This window comes from Streptomyces sp. NPDC044064 (genome assembly GCF_056434245.1).
In genome coordinates this window covers 143,333-161,541 of record NZ_JBWKFN010000023.1, presented here as the reverse complement: position 1 = coordinate 161,541, position 18,209 = coordinate 143,333, and the positions used below count along the sequence as shown (strand labels likewise).

General features: G+C 68.9%; 19 protein-coding genes. 13 read left to right on the top strand and 6 right to left on the bottom strand.

Annotation, left to right across the window (positions count from 1 at the left end; translation table 11 throughout):
- Positions 1-137: 137 nt before the first annotated feature.
- Positions 138-374 (bottom strand): hypothetical protein, encoded by a 237-nt coding sequence (locus tag AC07DS_RS32270; protein ID WP_479151026.1) that lies wholly within the window; start codon positions 372-374, stop codon positions 138-140.
- Between the two features lie 364 nt (positions 375-738).
- Here AC07DS_RS32270 and AC07DS_RS32265 point away from each other — a divergent pair, with 364 nt between their 5' ends.
- Both AC07DS_RS32265 and AC07DS_RS32260 read left to right on the top strand, forming a co-directional pair.
- Entirely contained in the window at positions 739-3,093 is a 2,355-nt protein-coding gene (locus tag AC07DS_RS32265) for an immune inhibitor A domain-containing protein (protein ID WP_479151024.1), read from the top strand.
- A gap of 121 nt (positions 3,094-3,214) precedes the next feature.
- Positions 3,215-3,553: a hypothetical protein gene (locus AC07DS_RS32260; RefSeq protein ID WP_479151021.1), complete on the top strand. Its 339-nt coding sequence runs from the start codon at positions 3,215-3,217 to the stop codon at positions 3,551-3,553.
- Positions 3,554-3,625: 72 nt separating this feature from the next.
- On the opposite strand, the gene AC07DS_RS32255 is transcribed toward AC07DS_RS32260, so the two are convergent.
- Together AC07DS_RS32255 and AC07DS_RS32250 are read right to left on the bottom strand one after the other, a co-directional pair.
- Positions 3,626-4,219: a nicotinamidase gene (locus tag AC07DS_RS32255; protein ID WP_479151019.1), complete on the bottom strand. Its 594-nt coding sequence runs from the start codon at positions 4,217-4,219 to the stop codon at positions 3,626-3,628.
- Positions 4,220-4,317: 98 nt separating this feature from the next.
- Positions 4,318-5,664, bottom strand: a complete 1,347-nt coding sequence (locus tag AC07DS_RS32250; RefSeq protein ID WP_479151017.1) for a nicotinate phosphoribosyltransferase — start codon at positions 5,662-5,664, stop codon at positions 4,318-4,320.
- A gap of 57 nt (positions 5,665-5,721) precedes the next feature.
- Here AC07DS_RS32250 and clpS point away from each other — a divergent pair, with 57 nt between their 5' ends.
- From clpS to AC07DS_RS32205, 9 genes are all read left to right on the top strand, one after another.
- Complete coding sequence (gene clpS, locus AC07DS_RS32245) at positions 5,722-6,039, top strand: ATP-dependent Clp protease adapter ClpS (RefSeq protein ID WP_145882532.1); 318 nt, start codon at positions 5,722-5,724, stop codon at positions 6,037-6,039.
- Between the two features lie 12 nt (positions 6,040-6,051).
- Complete coding sequence (locus AC07DS_RS32240; protein WP_479151015.1) at positions 6,052-6,657, top strand: DUF2017 domain-containing protein; 606 nt, start codon at positions 6,052-6,054, stop codon at positions 6,655-6,657.
- Positions 6,658-7,010: 353 nt separating this feature from the next.
- Positions 7,011-8,429, top strand: coding sequence for an amino acid permease (locus AC07DS_RS32235; protein WP_479151013.1), 1,419 nt, complete (start codon positions 7,011-7,013; stop codon positions 8,427-8,429).
- A gap of 144 nt (positions 8,430-8,573) precedes the next feature.
- Positions 8,574-8,996, top strand: coding sequence for a M67 family metallopeptidase (locus AC07DS_RS32230; protein WP_386580925.1), 423 nt, complete (start codon positions 8,574-8,576; stop codon positions 8,994-8,996).
- A 79-nt stretch (positions 8,997-9,075) separates the two neighbouring features.
- Positions 9,076-9,171, top strand: a complete 96-nt coding sequence (locus tag AC07DS_RS32225; RefSeq protein WP_315903834.1) for a putative leader peptide — start codon at positions 9,076-9,078, stop codon at positions 9,169-9,171.
- 119 nt (positions 9,172-9,290) lie between these two features.
- A complete protein-coding gene (locus AC07DS_RS32220; RefSeq protein ID WP_145882527.1) occupies positions 9,291-9,569 on the top strand; it encodes a MoaD/ThiS family protein in 279 nt (92 codons plus the stop codon).
- A gap of 7 nt (positions 9,570-9,576) precedes the next feature.
- On the top strand, positions 9,577-10,527 hold the full coding sequence (locus tag AC07DS_RS32215) for a PLP-dependent cysteine synthase family protein (protein ID WP_145882526.1): 951 nt from the start codon (positions 9,577-9,579) through the stop codon (positions 10,525-10,527).
- 261 nt (positions 10,528-10,788) lie between these two features.
- Entirely contained in the window at positions 10,789-12,861 is a 2,073-nt protein-coding gene (locus AC07DS_RS32210) for a putative Ig domain-containing protein (protein WP_479151008.1), read from the top strand.
- Positions 12,862-12,992: 131 nt separating this feature from the next.
- The gene (locus AC07DS_RS32205) at positions 12,993-13,457 is read left to right on the top strand and encodes a hypothetical protein (protein ID WP_479151006.1); all 465 of its coding nucleotides are present in this window, start codon (positions 12,993-12,995) and stop codon (positions 13,455-13,457) included.
- Positions 13,458-13,464: 7 nt separating this feature from the next.
- On the opposite strand, the gene AC07DS_RS32200 is transcribed toward AC07DS_RS32205, so the two are convergent.
- Positions 13,465-13,923 carry a type II toxin-antitoxin system PemK/MazF family toxin gene (locus AC07DS_RS32200; RefSeq protein WP_479151004.1) on the bottom strand — a complete coding sequence of 153 codons (459 nt, stop codon included), beginning with the start codon at positions 13,921-13,923 and terminating at the stop codon, positions 13,465-13,467.
- Between the two features lie 241 nt (positions 13,924-14,164).
- Between AC07DS_RS32200 and AC07DS_RS32195 the strand changes: the two genes are divergently transcribed.
- Entirely contained in the window at positions 14,165-14,917 is a 753-nt protein-coding gene (locus AC07DS_RS32195) for an MBL fold metallo-hydrolase (RefSeq protein ID WP_479151002.1), read from the top strand.
- Positions 14,918-14,990: 73 nt separating this feature from the next.
- Here AC07DS_RS32195 and AC07DS_RS32190 read toward each other — a convergent pair whose 3' ends face one another.
- Together AC07DS_RS32190 and AC07DS_RS32185 are read right to left on the bottom strand one after the other, a co-directional pair.
- Positions 14,991-16,256, bottom strand: coding sequence for a PTS transporter subunit EIIC (locus AC07DS_RS32190; RefSeq protein WP_479150998.1), 1,266 nt, complete (start codon positions 16,254-16,256; stop codon positions 14,991-14,993).
- 231 nt (positions 16,257-16,487) lie between these two features.
- A complete protein-coding gene (locus tag AC07DS_RS32185) occupies positions 16,488-17,777 on the bottom strand; it encodes a PTS transporter subunit EIIC (RefSeq protein ID WP_479150996.1) in 1,290 nt (429 codons plus the stop codon).
- 186 nt (positions 17,778-17,963) lie between these two features.
- Between AC07DS_RS32185 and AC07DS_RS32180 the strand changes: the two genes are divergently transcribed.
- Complete coding sequence (locus tag AC07DS_RS32180) at positions 17,964-18,197, top strand: PTS sugar transporter subunit IIB (RefSeq protein ID WP_328427381.1); 234 nt, start codon at positions 17,964-17,966, stop codon at positions 18,195-18,197.
- The last annotated feature ends 12 nt before the right edge of the window (positions 18,198-18,209 follow it).

Below are 18,209 nucleotides of genomic sequence, written 5' to 3'. Positions count from 1 at the left end.
AGAAGGAAGAGCGGGGGGGAAAGAAGGAGGGGGGGGAAGGGGGGGAAAAAGAGGGACAACCAAAAAAAAAAAAAAGACAACCCGGCCCACCCCCCCACGCCCCCCCCCCTCTCGTGTGCGCCGTGCGGGCGCGTCGTTCACAACCTGGTCGGGACCCGCTCGCTCTCGTGCGCGGTCTCGGCCGGCGGCGCGATCGTGCGCGGCCTGGGCAGTGGCACCGTCATCGCGACGAGCAGCCCGAGCCCGAGCGCGGCCAGGGCGATCACGGTGACCCCGAGGCCCGAACTCGTCTGGGACAGCAGCAGCATGGCGAGCGTCGAGAAGATCACGGTGCACGAACCGTAGGCGAGCTGTGCGGCGGTCGGACGAGGCATGGCAATCGTGTCCTCGGAAGAAAGGTGGGGGCGCCATTCGACTCTCATCGCGTGCATGCCCGAGCCGGACGCGTGGTAAGCGTGACCTAACCCACGGTACCGGTGCACGGGGGGCGCACGGAGTCATGGGGTCCGGGAAGTGGACGGGTGCGCGCGCCCGTTGACCGACAGGTACGCACGTTCGTAAAGCGAACGCACGCTCCGCATAGTGCACTTGTCCTGCTCAAGTCAAGGTCTGTCTTTTCTTCTAAACCTCTAGTCAAATGTCGTCACTTGATTACACGCGTTGATCGTGCGCGCACGGACCCCTTCCCATGACCGAGGACCCCCCTGTCCGTGCGTGCGGCGCGGGGGAGGAACTCAAGTGACCAGCAGACCCTGGATGTTCAGAGCTGCCGCCATCGGTGTGGCGCTCGCCACGGCCTCCGCCACCTTCGCGACGTTCGCCGTCGCAGAGGCGAGCACCACGGCCCGCCCGGCTGCCGCGAACCGGCACGACCCGGCCCCGGTGAAGCAGCAGTCGCACGACCTCGACGGCCCCATGAGCAAGACGCAGAAGGCCCAGCGCCAGGAGGCCCTGAACCAGCTCATATCGGGCAAGGTCAAGGCCAAGGACCGCAACGGCTCGAAGGTCGTCCAGCTCAAGAGCAAGAAGGGCGACAGCAAGTACGTCGAGCTGAGCCGCGAGAAGACCGACAAGATCTTCACCATCCTGGTGGAGTTCGGGGACCAGACCGACCCGAAGTTCGGCGGCACCCGCGGCCCGCTGCACAACACGATCGCCGCGCCGGACCGCAAGAAGGACAACTCGACGGCCTGGCAGAAGGACTACAACCAGAAGCACTACCAGAACCTCTACTTCGGCACCGGCAAGAAGACCGAGTCGCTGAAGAAGTACTACGAGAAGCAGTCCTCGGGCCGCTACTCGGTCGCCGGTGAGGTCGCCGACTGGGTCAAGGTGCCCTACAACGAGGCCCGTTACGGCAACAACGCCTGCGGCTCCACCAACTGCCCGAGCGTGTGGAACGTCGTCAGCGACGGTCTGAACGCCTGGGTCGCCCAGCAGAAGGCGGCCGGCAAGACCGACGCCGCCATCAAGGCGGACCTGGCCAAGTACGACCAGTGGGACCGCTACGACTACGACGGCGACGGCAACTTCAACGAGCCCGACGGCTACGTCGACCACTTCCAGATCGTGCACGCCGGCGAGGACGAGTCCGCGGGCGGCGGCGCGCAGGGCAAGGACGCGATCTGGGCCCACCGCTGGTACGCCTTCGGCACCGACGCCGGCGCCACCGGCCCCGACAACAACAAGCTCGGCGGTGCGCAGGTCGGCGACACCGGCGTCTGGGTCGGCGACTACACCATCCAGCCGGAGAACGGCGGCCTCGGTGTCTTCGCCCACGAGTACGGCCACGACCTCGGCCTGCCCGACGAGTACGACACCAGCGGCGGCGACAACTCCACCGGCTTCTGGACGCTGATGTCCTCCGGCTCCTGGCTGGGCACCGGCAAGGAGTCCATCGGCAACCTGCCCGGCGACATGAACGCCTGGGACAAGCTGCAGCTGGGCTGGCTGAACTACGACAGCGCCAAGGCCGGCGTCTCCTCCTGGCACAAGCTGGGCGTCGCCGAGTACAACACCAAGTACCGCCAGGCTCTGGTCGTCACGCTGCCCACCAAGGCGGTCAAGACCGAGATCGTCACCCCGGCGCAGGGCGCGACCCAGTGGTGGAGCGGCAGCGGTGACAACCTCAAGAACACGCTGACGCGTTCGGTGGACCTCACCGGGAAGACCTCGGCCGCGCTCACCCTCGACGGCTGGTACGACATCGAGAACGGCTACGACTACCTCTACACCGAGGTGTCGACCGACGGTGGCGCCAACTGGACCGCGGTGGACGGCACGGTGGACGGCCAGGCCATCCCGCGCGACGGCTCGGGCAAGCCGACCCTGACCGGCACGGTCGACGGCTACAAGAAGCTGTCGTACTCGCTGGACGCCTACGCGGGCAAGAAGATCGATGTCCGCTTCCGCTACCAGACCGACGGCGGTGTGGCCCAGAAGGGCTTCGCGGCCGACGAGATCTCGGTGACCGCGGACGGTACGGCGCTGTTCTCCGACAACGCCGAGACGGCGGACGCCGGTTGGACCGCGGCCGGGTTCTCCCGCATCGGCGCGTCCTTCACCAAGGACTACAAGCAGTACTACCTCGCCGAGAACCGCCAGTACGTGTCGTACGACAAGACCCTGAAGGTCGGCCCGTACAACTTCGGCTTCACGTCGCGTCCGGACTGGGTGGAGCACTACCCGTACCAGAACGGTCTGTTGATCTGGAAGTGGGACACCTCCCAGGCGGACAACAACACCAACGCCAGTGAGCACCCGGGCACCGGTCTGATCCTGCCGGTCGACGCGCACTGGAAGGCGCTGAAGTACTCCGACGGCACGCTGCTGCGCAACCGCATCCAGGCCTTCGACTCGCCGTTCGGCCTCGACGCCACGGACGCCTTCACGCTGCACAAGGCGGACAAGGCCACCAAGATCAAGTCGCAGAAGGGTGTCTCGGTCTTCAACGACCACACGAGCACCTACTACGACGGGTCGAACCCGACCGGCGGTGTCAAGATCACTGACACCAACACCAAGATCAAGATCACGAAGCAGGCCAAGAACGGCTCGACGATCGAGCTGGAAGTCGGCCCCGCGGTGAAGTAGCGGATATTTCCGCAGGTCAGAAGCGTATCGGCGGTGACCCCCTGGCGGGTCGCCGCCGATCGTGTTTAGGTGCGTCCTGTGGCTCGCTTATTGACACCGACCGAAACGGGGATGTGACCGCATGGCCGCAGGAGGCTTCTGCAAGCTGCCGAACGGCACCGTGGTGGTGGCACTGAATCTGCCCAGCCCCGGCCCCGCCGGCGGCTCGACCGCGGTGCGTGTCCTGGTCCACGCCCAGAACCGCGCCCGGGCCCTGACCCGCCTGCGCAACCTGGGCCTGCGCGCCGTCTACCTCCGGGGCAACGCCGCGCCCCCGAGCCCGGACGAGATCACCGCGGTCCTGCACCACCCCGACGGCCTGATATGGCGTACGGCACCCGACAACGGTGTCATCGTGACGGAGCTGTGGCATCCCATCCGAGCGTTGCTTCGCAGGTCGGCGGTGGTGCAGCAGGGCTGAGGGCGGCTCCGCCGGGCGGGCGACGGCAGGTCCTGCGCGGCTCGCCCGGCGTGGCCCCTTCCCGGGCGCCTGCTAGCCGCTGACGACCGGCTTGCCCGTGAGTTCCACGCCGGCCTCGCGCAGCGCCTCCAGGGCCCGGTCGGTCGTCTCCTGGGCCACCCCTGCGGTCAGGTCCAGGAGGACCTGGGTGCGGAAGCCCTCCCGGGCGGCGTCCAGGGCCGTGGCGCGTACGCAGTGGTCCGTCGCTATGCCCACCACGTCGACCTCGTCGATGTGGCGGTCCCGGAGCCACTCGGCGAGCCGGACACCGTTCTCGTCGGTGCCCTCGAAGCCGCTGTAGGCCGCCGAGTACGCGCCCTTCTCGAAGACCGCGTCCACCGCCCCGGAGGCGACCGCCGGGGCGAAGTTCGGGTGGAAGCCCACCCCCTCCGTGCCCGCGACGCAGTGCGCGGGCCAGGAGCGGACGAAGTCGGGGTTGTCCGCGAAGTGGCCGCCGGGCGCGATGTGGTGGTCCCGGGTGGCGACCACGTGGCGGTAGCCGGTACCGGCCGCCTGGCCGATCAGCTCGGTGATCGCGGCGGCCACGTCGGCGCCCCCAGAGACCCCGAGGCTGCCCCCTTCGCAGAAGTCGTTCTGCACATCTACGACGATCAACGCGCGACGCATGATGGGTGTCCTTCGACCGAGGGTTAAGTAACTGAGCCTAGAGACTTTGCGGCCTGTTCGGGAGGGGGCATTGACAGGGAGCGGACGGCGGTCGCGCTCTAGCTACCCGAGCGCCCCTGGACATACTCCGTCGGAATGACGGGTTCCCCGCGGGAGAGCTGTGTAGCGGACAACGGCAGGTTGGCCCGCGCCGCGATGTGCCGCGCACGCGGCACGTCGAGCGGCTCGCGGGCGACCACCTCACCGCTCTTGACCAGCTGCACCAGCAGCTGCCGGCCGGCCAGCCCGTCCGGCACCGGTCCGGTGCCGATCACCTCGGCCTCGGCCACCCCCTCGTCGTCCAGCCGCCGTGCCGCCCACTTGCGTCCGCCGACGGAGGTCTTGCCCCCGGTGGACTTCTTCGCGACCGGCACCAGCGGCGCCGCCGGGTCGGCGGACTCGGCGCGGGCGACCAGCTTGTAGACCATCGAGCAGGTCGGATGCCCGGATCCGGTCACCAGCTGGGTGCCGACGCCGTACGCGTCCACCGGCGCCGCGGCCAGCGATGCGATGGCGTACTCGTCCAGGTCGGAGGTCACGACGATCTTCGTGGCGGTCGCCCCCAGCTCGTCCAGCTGATGACGTACCCGGTGGGCCACCAGGAGCAGGTCGCCGGAGTCGATGCGCACCGCGCCGAGACCGGGCCCGGCCACCTCCACCGCCGTACGGACCGCCTCGGCGACGTCGTAGGTGTCGACCAGCAGGGTGGTGCCCCGGCCGAGGGAGGCCACCTGGGCCCGGAAGGCGTCCCGCTCGTGGTCGTGCAGCAGGGTGAAGGCGTGTGCGGAGGTGCCGACGGTCGGGATCCCGTACCGGAAGCCGGCCGCGAGGTCGGAGGTGGTGGTGAAGCCGCCGACGTACGCCGCCCGGGCCGCGGCCACCGCCGCCAGCTCGTGGGTGCGGCGGGCGCCCATCTCGATCAGCGGGCGGTCACCCGCGGCGGAGACCATCCGGGAGGCCGCGGCCGCGATCGCCGAGTCGTGGTTGAGGATGGAGAGGATCACGGTCTCCAGCAGCACACACTCGGCGAAGGTGCCCTCGACCCGGACGATCGGCGAGCCGGGGAAGTACACCTCGCCCTCGGGGTAGCCCCAGATGTCACCGCTGAAGCGGTAGCCGGCGAGCCACTCCAGGGTCTCCTCGTCCACGATCTCCCGCTCCCGCAGGAAGCCGATGACGTCCTCGTCGAAGCGGAAGTTCTCGACCGCGTCCAGGACACGCCCGGTGCCCGCCACCACGCCGTAGCGGCGCCCGTCCGGCAGCCGCCGGGTGAAGACCTCGAACACGCTGCGCCGCTCGGCCGTACCGGCCCGCAGCGCTGCCTGCAGCATCGTCAGCTCGTACTGGTCCGTGAAGAGTGCCGTCGAGGGAACGTCCACCGGCAGCCCAAGGTCCGCTGTGTTCATGGCAATGGATCGTACCCCCATTTCGTCAGTGTGACGATTTGTGGGGCGCGTGGCAGCATGGAGTGTGTGACGTCACCCGCGCCCGTAGAGATCGAACGCACCGAGTCGGCGGAGGAGGTCTTCGCCGTACCCGAGCCCGACGTCCCCTGGGTCACGATCGTCCACAACGACCCGGTCAACCTCATGAGCTATGTGACGTACGTCTTCCAGGCGTACTTCGGCTATCCGAAGGACAAGGCCACCAAGCTCATGCTCGACGTCCACCACAAGGGCCGGGCGGTCGTCTCCAGCGGTACTCGCGAGGAGATGGAGCGCGACGTGCAGGCGATGCACGGCTACGGACTGTGGGCCACCCTCCAGCAGGACCGGAAGTAGCGAATCCTCTTCATGTCCGGACACTTCGAACACATCCCAGGCGGCGGCGCGGCCGTCGCACTCGACGGCGTCGAGATCTCCATCATCCGGTCGCTGGCCGTCCAGCTCCTGGAGCTGATCGGCCCGGGACCCGCGGCGGACGCCCCCGCCGACCCGCTGGCCGAGCTGTTCGCCGAGGGCCCCAGCGAGCCGCCCAGCGACCCCGTCCTGCGCAGACTCTTCCCCGACGCCTACAGCGACCCGGAGCAGGCGCCCGACTCCCCGGCCGAGGCCGAGGAGCGCCTGGCTCACTCGGCCGAGTTCCGCCGCTACACGGAGAACGACCTCAGGGCCGGCAAGCGGGAGAACGCCCTCACGGTGATCCGCAGCCTGGACGCGCTGTCCCCGGTGGACGAGAGCGGGGGTGTCCTCAAGCTGTCACCGGAGGAGTCGAGGTACTGGCTCGGTGCCCTCAACGACCTGCGCCTGGCGATCGGTGCCCGGCTGGAGATCGCCGACGAGGACGACGCCGATCTGCTCTACCGGCTCCCCGACGAGGACCCTCGCAAGCCGATGGTGATGGCGTATCTGTGGCTCGGCGGCCTCCAGGAGACGCTCGTCACCACTCTTATGCCGTAACTTGTCCCGATTTTGAGCGGACTTCGCGTTCGCTCAGGGGACGCTCAAATCCGGATAACGATCACGTCACCGTTGCGGCCCGGTTTGCCGCTTTAGAGCGTTCTTTGTCCGCTTTTCCCTGTGCGGTGCGCCACATCGTGCTTCTGTGATCAATATTGCGGCCGTGATAAATCTTCACGACCGCCCGGCCGACACCACCCATGTCCGGCCGGGTGCGCCACCGAGCCGGCGACCGTCGGCCAGGCACGAGCGGGCTCGCGAAACCCGCTCAGCTCCATCAATCCGGGGGGATCGAAACCCGATCCGAGGCCGACGAAAGGCCTGGGTCGGCATGGAGAAAGGCGCACCACGACATGACCTCTGAGAGGGTCACCGAAGCCCCTGAGGAGGGCTACGAGCGCGGGCTCGGCAGCCGCCAGGTCCAGATGATCGCGATCGGCGGCGCCATCGGCGTCGGTCTGTTCCTCAAGGCCGGGGCCAACATCGAGAAGGCGGGCCCCAGCCTCATCCTGATGTACGCCCTCGCAGGCGTGATCATCTTCTTCATCATGCGAGCCCTGGGCGAGCTTCTGCTCTACCGCCCGGTCTCCGGCTCGTTCGCGGACTACTCCCGCGAGTTCCTCGGCCCGTTCTTCGGCTACTTCACGGCCTGGACGTACTGGCTGATGTGGGTGGTCACCGGCATGGCCGAGCTGACGGCCGCCGCGATCTACATCAACTACTGGTTCCCGTCCGTCCCGCAGTGGGTGACGGCACTCGTCTTCCTGGTGATCCTCTTCGGGGTGAACCTGATCTCCGTGAAGCTCTTCGGTGAGCTGGAGTTCTGGTTCTCGATGGTCAAGGTCACCGCCCTGATCGGCATGATCGTGATCGGTCTCGGTGTGCTCACCTTCGGCTTCAGCGCCGCCGGTGACACCGCGTCCGTCTCCAACCTGTGGCAGTTCGACGGCTTCTTCCCCAAGGGCATCGGCTCCTCGCTGATGACCCTGCAGGGCGTGATGTTCGCCTACCTCGCCGTCGAGCTGGTCGGCGTCACCGCGGGCGAGTCCGAGAACCCGGAGAAGACCCTCCCGAAGGCCATCAACACGCTGCCCTGGCGCATCGGCCTGTTCTACGTCGGTGCCCTCACCGTCATCCTGTGCGTGGTGAAGTGGACCGAGTTCACCGAGGGCGTCAGCCCCTTCGTGAAGGCCTTCGCCATGATCGGCATCCCGGCCGGCGCCGGCATCGTCAACTTCGTGGTGCTCACCGCGGCCCTGTCGTCCTGCAACTCGGGCATGTACTCCACCGGCCGCATGCTGCGCACCCTGGCCGACAACGGCGAGGCCCCGCGGGCCTTCTCGAAGCTGTCGGCGTCCAAGACCCCGGCGCTCGGCATCACCGTCTCGGTGCTGTTCATGGGCATCGGCGTGGTGCTGAACTACGTCGTCCCGGAGAAGGCGTTCGGCTACGTCACCTCCGTCGCCACCGCGGCCGGCATCTGGACCTGGCTGATGATCCTGGTCAGCCACGTCCTGTACCGCCGCGCGGTCGACGCGGGCCGACTGCCCGCCTCGTCCTTCCCGGCGCCGGGCGGTGCGGTCTGCTCGTACATCGCCATCGCGTTCCTGCTCTTCGTCACCGGCCTGATCGCCTACGACGCCGACTCCCGCGTCTGCCTGTACGTGATGGCGGTCTGGGCGGTCGCGCTCGGCATCGGCTGGCTGTTCCTGAAGAACCGCACGCCGGAGATCGCCGACCGGCGTGAGCCGGAGCTGGAGCAGGTGGGCTGACCACCGGGGAGACCATCCCCAGGACGTCCGGCCGCCGGGAGTACTCGTGGCACTCCCGGAGGCTGCCGCTCAGGACGTCCATCATGCGGGCCGTCCCGTACCACACCTCGGTACGGGACGGCCCCTCTGCTTATCCTGGCGGACATGCTGACCATCACCCAGGCCCTCGTCGACCAGATCGTCGCGCACGCGCGCAAGGACCACCCCGACGAGGCGTGCGGCGTCGTCGCGGGCCCGGCCGGTTCGGACCGCCCCGAGCGCTTCGTCCCGATGCTGAACGCGGCCATGTCGCCGACGTTCTACGAGTTCGACTCCGGCGACCTCCTCAAGCTCTACCGCGAGCTGGACGACCGGGACGAGGAGCCGGTGGTGATCTACCACTCGCACACGGCGACCGAGGCGTACCCGTCCCGCACCGACATCTCGTACGCGAACGAGCCCGGCGCCCACTACGTCCTGGTGTCCACCGCCGACACCGACGGACTCGGCGACTTCCAGTTCCGCTCCTACCGCATCGTGGAAGGTGAGGTCACGGAGGAGGAGGTCAAGGTCGTGGAGGCCTACTGATCCCGCGATTCGGTCAGAATTCATCCACCATCTGAGATCACACTCCGGGAGCGGGACCGGGAATCGATACGATGAGCCCATGGTTCTGAACGACGTGAGCGAGATGACGCCGGGCATTCTGCTCGTGGCGCGGCTGCACGTCGACCTGTGCAGGCTGAACAGCGCCATCTGTTGACGTTCCCCGCCGCCGTACGGCCGTGCCGCGGCGCTCACCCAGTGCCGAACGCCTGGGGGGATCCAGGCGCGCCCACACCGATTCGACGAACCGACCCTTTCCGACAGGAGCCCGCAACCATGGCCATCGAGGTCCGCATCCCGACCATCCTCCGCCAGTACACCGACGGTCAGAAGGCGGTGGAGGGCAGCGGTGAGACCCTCGCCGACCTGTTCACCGACCTCGAGACCCGGCACGCGGGCATCCAGGCCCGCATCGTGGACAACGGCCAGCTGCGCCGCTTCGTCAACGTGTACCTGAACGACGAGGACGTCCGCTTCGTCGACGGCATCGACACCAAGCTGACCGACGGCGACACCGTGACGATCCTGCCGGCCGTGGCCGGCGGCATGGCCTGAGACCGGCATGCGCTACGACTCCCCGCTGGCCGCGGTGGGCAACACCCCCTTGGTGCGCCTGCCGCGGCTGTCGCCGTCCCCGGACGTCCGTATCTGGGCCAAGCTGGAGGACCGCAACCCGACCGGCTCGGTCAAGGACCGCCCGGCCCTGCACATGATCGAGCAGGCGGAGAAGGACGGCCGGCTCACCCCGGGCTGCACGATCCTGGAGCCGACCTCCGGCAACACGGGCATCTCCCTGGCCATGGCGGCGAAGCTCAAGGGCTACCGCATGGTGTGCGTGATGCCCGAGAACACCTCGCAGGAACGCCGGGACCTGCTCGGCATGTGGGGCGCCGAGATCATCTCCTCGCCGGCCGCGGGCGGCTCCAACACCGCCGTGCGCGTGGCCAAGGAGCTGGCCGCCGAGCACCCCGACTGGGTGATGCTCTACCAGTACGGCAACCCGGACAACGCGGGCGCCCACTACGCGACGACGGGGCCGGAGATCCTCGCCGACCTGCCCTCCATCACCCACTTCGTCGCGGGCCTCGGCACCACCGGCACCCTCATGGGCGTCGGCCGCTACCTGCGCGAGCACAAGCCGGACGTGAAGATCGTCGCCGCCGAACCGCGCTACGACGACCTGGTCTACGGCCTGCGCAACCTCGACGAGGGCTTCGTGCCGGAGCTGTACGACGCCTCCGTGCTCACCACCCGCTTCTCGGTCGGCTCGGCCGACGCGGTCACCCGCACCCGTGAACTCCTGCAGCAGGAGGGCATCTTCGCGGGCGTCTCCACCGGTGCCGCACTGCACGCGGCGATCGGTGTCGGCAGGAAGGCGGTGCAGGCCGGCGAGAGCGCCGACATCGTCTTCATCGTGGCCGACGGCGGCTGGAAGTACCTCTCCACCGGGGTCTACACGGCGGCCACCACCGAGGAGGCCATCGAGACGCTCCAGGGCCAGCTCTGGGCGTAGCACGCCTCAAGCGCACGCCAGCCCCCTCCTATGAGGGGGCCAATCCCATCCTATGGAGGGGCAAAGAATTACCTCCGGTACTGCCGGTGGCTCTTCGGCCGGGGCTACGGTCCTCCCGCACCCTGTCATGTCACGCTCACTCGGCATGCGGGGCGTCTGAAGTGTCATGCTCATGACTGCGCGGTACTGCCGCCGCTACGCGCGTCAAGGGCCTGCCCAACCAGTGCGAGAAACCCCACTTCCCCATGGAGGCAGTACCCCATGCGTGAGTCACGCCCGAGCGGGCGGACACGGAGTCTTCGAAGACTCGTCTCCGTCGCCCTCCCCACCCTCGCCCTGACCGTCGCCGGACTGGCCGCGGCGCCGGTGGCCGGGGCCCTGGCCGCCGCCGCTCCCGCGCCCCACATCTCCCGGGCCGCGCAGAACACCAAGGCTCTGACCGCACCCGAGCGGCAGATCTTCCACTCGACCGGCAAGGCCGGGCAGAAGGTCCCGACGACCCATCTGTGCGCCACCGCCGAGCCGGGCCACGCGTCCTGCTTCGCCCAGCGGCGCACCGACATCAAGCAGCGGCTCGCCTCGGCGCTCGCCGCCGCCGCGCCCTCCGGCCTCTCCCCGGCCAATCTGCACAGCGCCTACAACCTGCCCTCGACGGGCGGCTCCGGCCTGACCGTTGCCATCGTCGACGCCTACAACGACCCCAACGCCGAGTCGGACCTGGCCACTTACCGCTCCACCTACGGCCTGTCCGCGTGCACCAAGGCCAACGGCTGCTTCAAGCAGGTCAGCCAGACCGGCTCCACCACCTCGCTGCCGACCAACGACACCGGCTGGGCCGGTGAAGAGGCGCTCGACCTCGACATGGTCAGCGCGGTCTGCCCGAACTGCAGCATCGACCTGGTCGAGGCGAACTCCGCGAACGACACCGACCTCGGCATCGCCGAGAACGAGGCCGTCACGCTGGGCGCCAAGGTCGTCTCCAACAGCTGGGGCGGCTCCGAGTCCTCCTCCCAGACCAGCGAGGACACCCAGTACTTCAAGCACCCGGGCGTCGCCATCACCGTCTCCTCCGGTGACTCCGCCTACGGCGCCGAGTTCCCGGCGACCTCCCAGTACGTGACCGCCGTCGGCGGCACCGCGCTGTCCACCGCCTCCAACTCCCGTGGCTGGAGCGAGTCGGTGTGGCACACCAGCTCCACCGAGGGCACCGGCTCCGGCTGCTCGGCGTACGACCCGAAGCCGAGCTGGCAGACCGACAGCGGCTGCTCCAAGCGCATGGAGGCCGACGTCTCCGCGGTCGCCGACCCGGCCACCGGCGTGGCGGTCTACGACACCTACGGCGGCTCCGGCTGGGCGGTCTACGGCGGCACCAGCGCCTCCGCCCCGATCGTCGCCGGTGTCTACGCCCTCGCGGGCACCCCGGGTTCCGGTGACTACCCGGCGAAGTACCCGTACTCCCACACGAGCAACCTGTACGACGTGACCAGCGGCAGCAACGGCTCCTGCTCCACCTCGTACTTCTGCACCGCGGGCACCGGCTACGACGGCCCGACCGGCTGGGGCACCCCGAACGGCACCACCGCCTTCACCGCCGGCACCAGCACCGGCAACACGGTCTCCGTCACCAACCCGGGCAGCCAGTCGACCACCACCGGCGGCTCGGCCGGCCTGCAGATCCACGCCACCGACAGCGCGGGCGCGACCCTGACCTACAGCGCCTCCGGTCTGCCGACCGGTCTGTCCATCAACAGCTCCTCCGGCCTGATCTCCGGTACGGCGTCCACCGCGGGCACCTACCAGGTCACGGTCACCGCGACCGACTCCACCGGCGCCTCCGGCTCGACCTCCTTCACCTGGACGGTCGGCTCCTCCGGCGGCACCTGCACCTCGGCCCAGCTGCTCGGCAACGCGGGCTTCGAGTCGGGCAACACCACCTGGACCGCGAGCAGCGGCGTCATCACCAACGACTCCGGTGAGGCCGCGCACGGCGGTTCCTACAAGGCCTGGCTCGACGGTTACGGCTCCTCGCACACCGACACGCTGTCCCAGTCGGTGACCGTCCCGGCCGGCTGCAAGGCCAGCTTCACCTTCTACCTGCACATCGACACCGCGGAGACCACCAGCAGCACGGCGTACGACAAGCTGACGGTGACCGCCGGTTCGACGACCCTGGCGACGTACTCGAACCTCAACGCCGCCTCCGGGTACGCGCAGAAGACCTTCGACCTGTCCTCGTTCGCGGGTCAGACGGTCACCCTGAAGTTCAGCGGGGTGGAGGACTCCTCCCTGCAGACCAGCTTCGTCGTGGACGACACCGCCCTGACGACCGGCTGATCCTTACGGCAATCGGATCCCGTACCCGGAAGAAAGCGTTCCGGGTGCGGGATCCGTCCGTGCCGGTGGTACGTCTCATCTGCACCAGGCGACCGGCAGGCCGGCCGGTCACGGCAGAAAGGCGGACCCCCATGCGCCGTACGACGACCGTCGCCCTCGCGGCGGCAGCGCTGCTGCTCGCGGGCTGCGGCTCCCAGAGCGGCGGGGACACCGGCAGCGGCAGCGGCGACAACGGCAAGGTGTCGCCCTCGGCGTCGGCCCCTTCGTCCGGCAGCGGCTGCGTCACCCACGTGGAGCTGACCGCCGCCGACAACGGCCGTACCGTCTGCCTGGCCAAGGGCGGCGAGCTGCGGCTCACCCTCGACGGGACCAGGAGCCGCCCCTGGAAGCCGGTCGCGGCGAGCGGCACCGCCCTGAAGGCGATCAACGCGGGCTTCGTCCTCCAGCCGGGCGACGCGAGCGCCGCCTACCAGGCGGTGGCGGCCGGAAAGACCGAGCTGACGTCCTCCCGCCCGCTGTGCCCCGAGCCCACGGCCTCCGGCCAGGTCTCCTGCAAGGGCATCGAGGAGTGGAAGGCCACCGTGACGGTGGGCTAGCGGGCGGCTAGCCGGCGAGGTGTCTGACCTGGTCCCACAGGACCGGGTCGACCACGCCCACCCGGCGGCGGAAGTCCCACACCGGGACCTCCCGCAGCTCGTCCGTCTGCAGGAAGCTGGGCCGGCCGTGGGCGTCGCCGACGGCGCCGGGCGGCAGCGGGATCACCCCGGCGCGCTCGTCGTGGTACTTGCTGGTGATCTTCGCGACCGTGGCCCGGTTGCCGCGCACGGCCAGCACCAGACAGGGCCGGTCCTTCACCTCGGCGCGGTCCTCGTAGGGCACGTTCGCCCACCAGATGTCCCCCGGGTGCGGACGTGTCGTCACCCGGGCCCGGCCGCCGGGGCGCCCGGGCGGCCGCAGCCGGCGCCCGCCGGGACGGCGGCTCCGGCCCCAGCCGTCGACGAGCGTGGCGACCAGAGCGAGCAGCACCACCGCCGCGAGCGCCAGCCACCATGACGTGTCCATACGGACGACGTTACCGGCGTGCGCTCAGCGGCGCGCGCCCTCTTGTGAGCTACCTGCGCCCCCGGTCCAGCCGAACCGGTGACAGCACAGGTGAGTTCGCCCACAACGGCCCCTGGCGGAGGAGCGACCGGCCCTTTTGCGCCTTACGCTCGACAAACCGCACGACCCCCCTCTGCCCCCTTCCCGACCCCTCTCCCCGCACCCCGCCCATCGGTTTCCCGCCTACGGAGGTTTCTGCTTCATGAAGCTCACCGTCGTCGGCTGCTCGGGGTCGTTCCCGTCCGCGGAATCGGCCTGCTCGAGCTACCTCGTAGAGGCCGACGGCTTCCGGCTGCTCCTCGACATGGGCAATGGCGCCCTCGGAGAGTTGCAGCGCCACTGCGGTCTCTACGACCTCGACGCCATCTTCCTGAGTCATCTGCATGCCGATCACTGCATCGACATGTGCGCGTACTTCGTCGCGCGCTACTACCGTCACGACGGCGGCCGCTGCGACCCGATCCCGGTCTACGGCCCCGAGGGCACCGAACACCGTCTGACCACGGCGTACGCCGACACCCCCTCCGCCTCCTCCATGAGCGAGGTCTTCGACTTCCACACGGTCAAGCCGTCCACGTTCGAGATCGGCCCGTTCACCGTGCACACCGAGCGGGTCCGGCACCCCGTGGAGGCGTACGCCATCCGCATCGAACACGGCGGCAAGTCCCTGACGTACTCCGGCGACACGGGCGTCAGCGAGGCGCTGGACGAGCTGGCCCGGGACACCGACCTGTTCCTGTGCGAGGCGGCGTTCACGCACGGCAAGGAGAACATCCCCGACCTGCACCTCAACGGCCGTGAGGCGGGCGAGGCGGGGGCCCGCGCGGGCGCCCGCCGGCTGGTCCTCACCCACATCCCGCCGTGGACGGACCCGCAGGTCAACCTCGCGGACGCGCGCGAGGTCTTCGCGGGGCCGGTGGAGCTGGCCGCGCCGCGGGTCACGTACGAGATCTGACCCGCCCCCGGACAACGCGAAGGCCCCCGAAGCCAGTACGGCTCCGGGGGCCTTCACGTTGTGCGGGGCCGGCCTACTTGGCCTCGGCCTTCTGCAGTTCGGCGAGTTCCTCGTCGGACTCGCGGCCCGGCGTGGGCAGGTTGAACTTGATGATCGCGAAGCGGAAGACCGCGTAGTAGACCACCGCGAAGCACAGGCCGACCACGACCAGCCCCAGCGGGTTGCTCGCGATGCCGAAGTTCAGACCGAAGTCGACCGCGCCGGCCGAGAACCCGAAGCCGTCCCGCATGCCCAGCGACCAGGTCAGCGCCATGGAGACGCCGGTGAGGACCGCGTGGATGGCGTACAGGACCGGCGCGATGAACATGAAGGTGAACTCGATCGGCTCGGTGACGCCGGTGACGAAGCTGGTCAGCGCGAGCGAGAACATCATGCCGCCGACCACCTTGCGGCGCTCCGGGCGGGCGCAGTGCACGATGGCGAGGCAGGCGGCCGGGAGACCGAACATCATGATCGGGAAGAAGCCCGTCATGAACTGGCCCGCGTGCGGGTCACCGGCCAGGAAGCGCGCGATGTCGCCGCTCTTGCCGTGGTACTCGCCCGCCTGGAACCACGGGAAGGAGTTCAGCAGGTGGTGCATGCCGATCGGGATCAGCGCACGGTTGGCGACACCGAAGATGCCCGCGCCGACGGCGCCCGAGCCCACCAGCCACTCGCCGAAGTTGTGCAGGCCCGTGCCGAGGACCGGCCAGACGTAGCCGAAGACGATGCCGATGAGCAGACCCGCGAAGGCGGACAGGATCGGGACGAGGCGGCGGCCGCCGAAGAAGCCCGCCCAGTCGGGCAGCTTGGTGCGGTAGAAGCGCTGGTACAGCAGGGCCACGACGATGCCCATCACCACGCCGCCGAGGACCTTGGCGTCGACCGGGGCGTTCACCATCTGGACCTTGCCGTCGACGACCGTCGCGATCTTCGGCAGGTTCTTGTCGGTGAACGTGCCGAGCACGTTCTTGAAGACCAGGTAGCCGACCACCGCGGCGAGCGCGGTCGAGCCGTCCGACTTCTTCGCGAAGCCGATCGCGATGCCCACGGCGAACAGCAGCGCCATGTTGTCGAGGATCGCGTTGCCGCCGGCCGCCATGAAGGAGGCGATCTTCGTCAGGAACGCCGGGTAGTTCGGGTCGCCCAGCATGTCCGTGTTGCCCAGACGCACCAGGAGGGCGGCGGCGGGGAGCACCGCCACCGGCAGCATCAGGGAGCGGCCGATGCGCTGCAGCACAGCCATCGCCCCGGCGCCCTTCTTCTTCTCCGCCGCGGGAGCGGCGCTGGCCGTGGTCACAAGTTCCTCCAGGAGGGCAAGGCGCCGCCCGGGAACCATGGAAGGGGACGGCAGCGTCTCTGGTCTACACCACTTAGTGGTGTAGACCTGTTGTACACGATGAAGGCGGCATAAGGAACCCGTGAATCCGCTGTCGTGGGATTACCCGCTGTGCTGGTCGCCGGGCCCGTCTGCGGGGACGCCGAAAGGCCCCCGGACCAGCGGTTCCGGGGGCCTTTCTCGGACGGGGCGTCAGACCTTCGTGACGTCCTCGACCTGGTCCTCGGGTTCGCGGCCGGGTGTTCTGAGGTCGAACTTCGTGATGGCGAACCGGAAGACGGCGTAGTAGACGGCCGCGAAGCACAGGCCGATCGGGATGATCAGCCACGGCTTGGTGGCCAGGTTCCAGTTGATGACGTAGTCGATGAGACCGGCCGAGAAGCTGAAGCCGTCGTGCACCCCGAGCCCCCAGGTCACCGCCATCGAGACCCCGGTGAGCACCGCGTGGACCACGTACAGCAGGGGCGCGATGAACATGAACGAGTACTCGATCGGCTCGGTGATGCCGGTCACGAACGAGGTCAGCGCCACCGAGAGCATCAGACCGCCCACCTCCTTGCGGCGGTTCGGCCGCGCGCAGTGGGTCATCGCCAGTGCGGCCGCCGGCAGCGCGAACATCATGATCGGGAAGAAGCCCGAGGTGAACTGGCCCGCGTTCGGGTCGCCCGCCAGGAACATGTTGATGTCGCCGTGCACGACCTTCCCGTCGGGTGTCGTGTAACTGCCGAACTGGAACCAGATGGGCACGTTCAGGAACTGGTGCAGGCCGATGACGAGCAGCCCCCGGTTCGCGACGCCGAAGACGCCCGCGCCCCACGACCCCGCGTCCCGCAGCCAGTGGCTGAAGCTCTCCAGGGCGTCGCCGACCGGCGGCCAGACCCACAGGCACACCGCCGCGAAGGCGATGGCGACGAACGACATGATGATCGGGACCAGCCGGCGGCCGTTGAAGAAGCCCAGCCAGTCCACCAGTCTGGTGCGGTGGAAGCGAGCCCAGAAGAACGCGGCCAGCAGCCCCAGGACGATGCCGCCGAAGACACCCGGGTTCTGGAACGTGAAGGTGGACACCGTCCCTGCCTGGACCTGGCAGCCGACGTCCGGGATCGTCTTCGAGCCGGCCGGGCACTGCTCCGGGAACTGGTGCAGCACGCCGTAGTAGACGAGGAAGCCCGCCACCGCCGCGAGGGCCGTCGAGCCGTCCGACTTGCGGGCCATGCCGATCGCGACGCCCACGCAGAACAGCAGCGGAAGGCCGATCGAGCTGTCCAGCAGCGCGCCGCCCGCCCCCTTCATCACCTTCGACAGGTCCGTCCAGCCCAGGCCGTCGGACCCGAACACGTCCGGCTGGCCCAGCCGGTTCAGGATGCCCGCCGCCGGCAGCACCGCGATCGGCAACTGGAGGCTGCGGCCCATCTTCTGCAGGCCCTGGAAGAGGTTGTGCCAGCGGGCGCGCGCGGGGCTGACCGTGCTGTCGGCGCTCATGGACGTCCTCCCGGGCCGCTCGACTCGGACGCGGTTTGTCGACCGTACCGGCTGTGGTGTAGACCAGTTGGCGGACGGTTCCGCTGTCGTGATCGCCATCCTTCGGCACGCACGGCATGACCGCTCGCAAAGATGGGCCAACTGTGGGTTACTGCGACAAAGCGGTTCGGATCAGGGAGAAGGAACATGGCCAGCAAGGCTGAGAAGATCGTCGCCGGCCTCGGCGGAATCGACAACATCGAGGAGATCGAGGGCTGCATCACCCGGCTGCGCACCGAGGTCTCGGACCCCTCGCTGGTCAACGAGACCGCCCTGAAGGCCGCCGGCGCCCACGGCGTCGTCAAGATGGGCACCGCCATCCAGGTCGTCATCGGCACCGACGCCGACCCGATCGCCGCGGAGATCGAAGACATGATGTGAGACCCCGTTCGA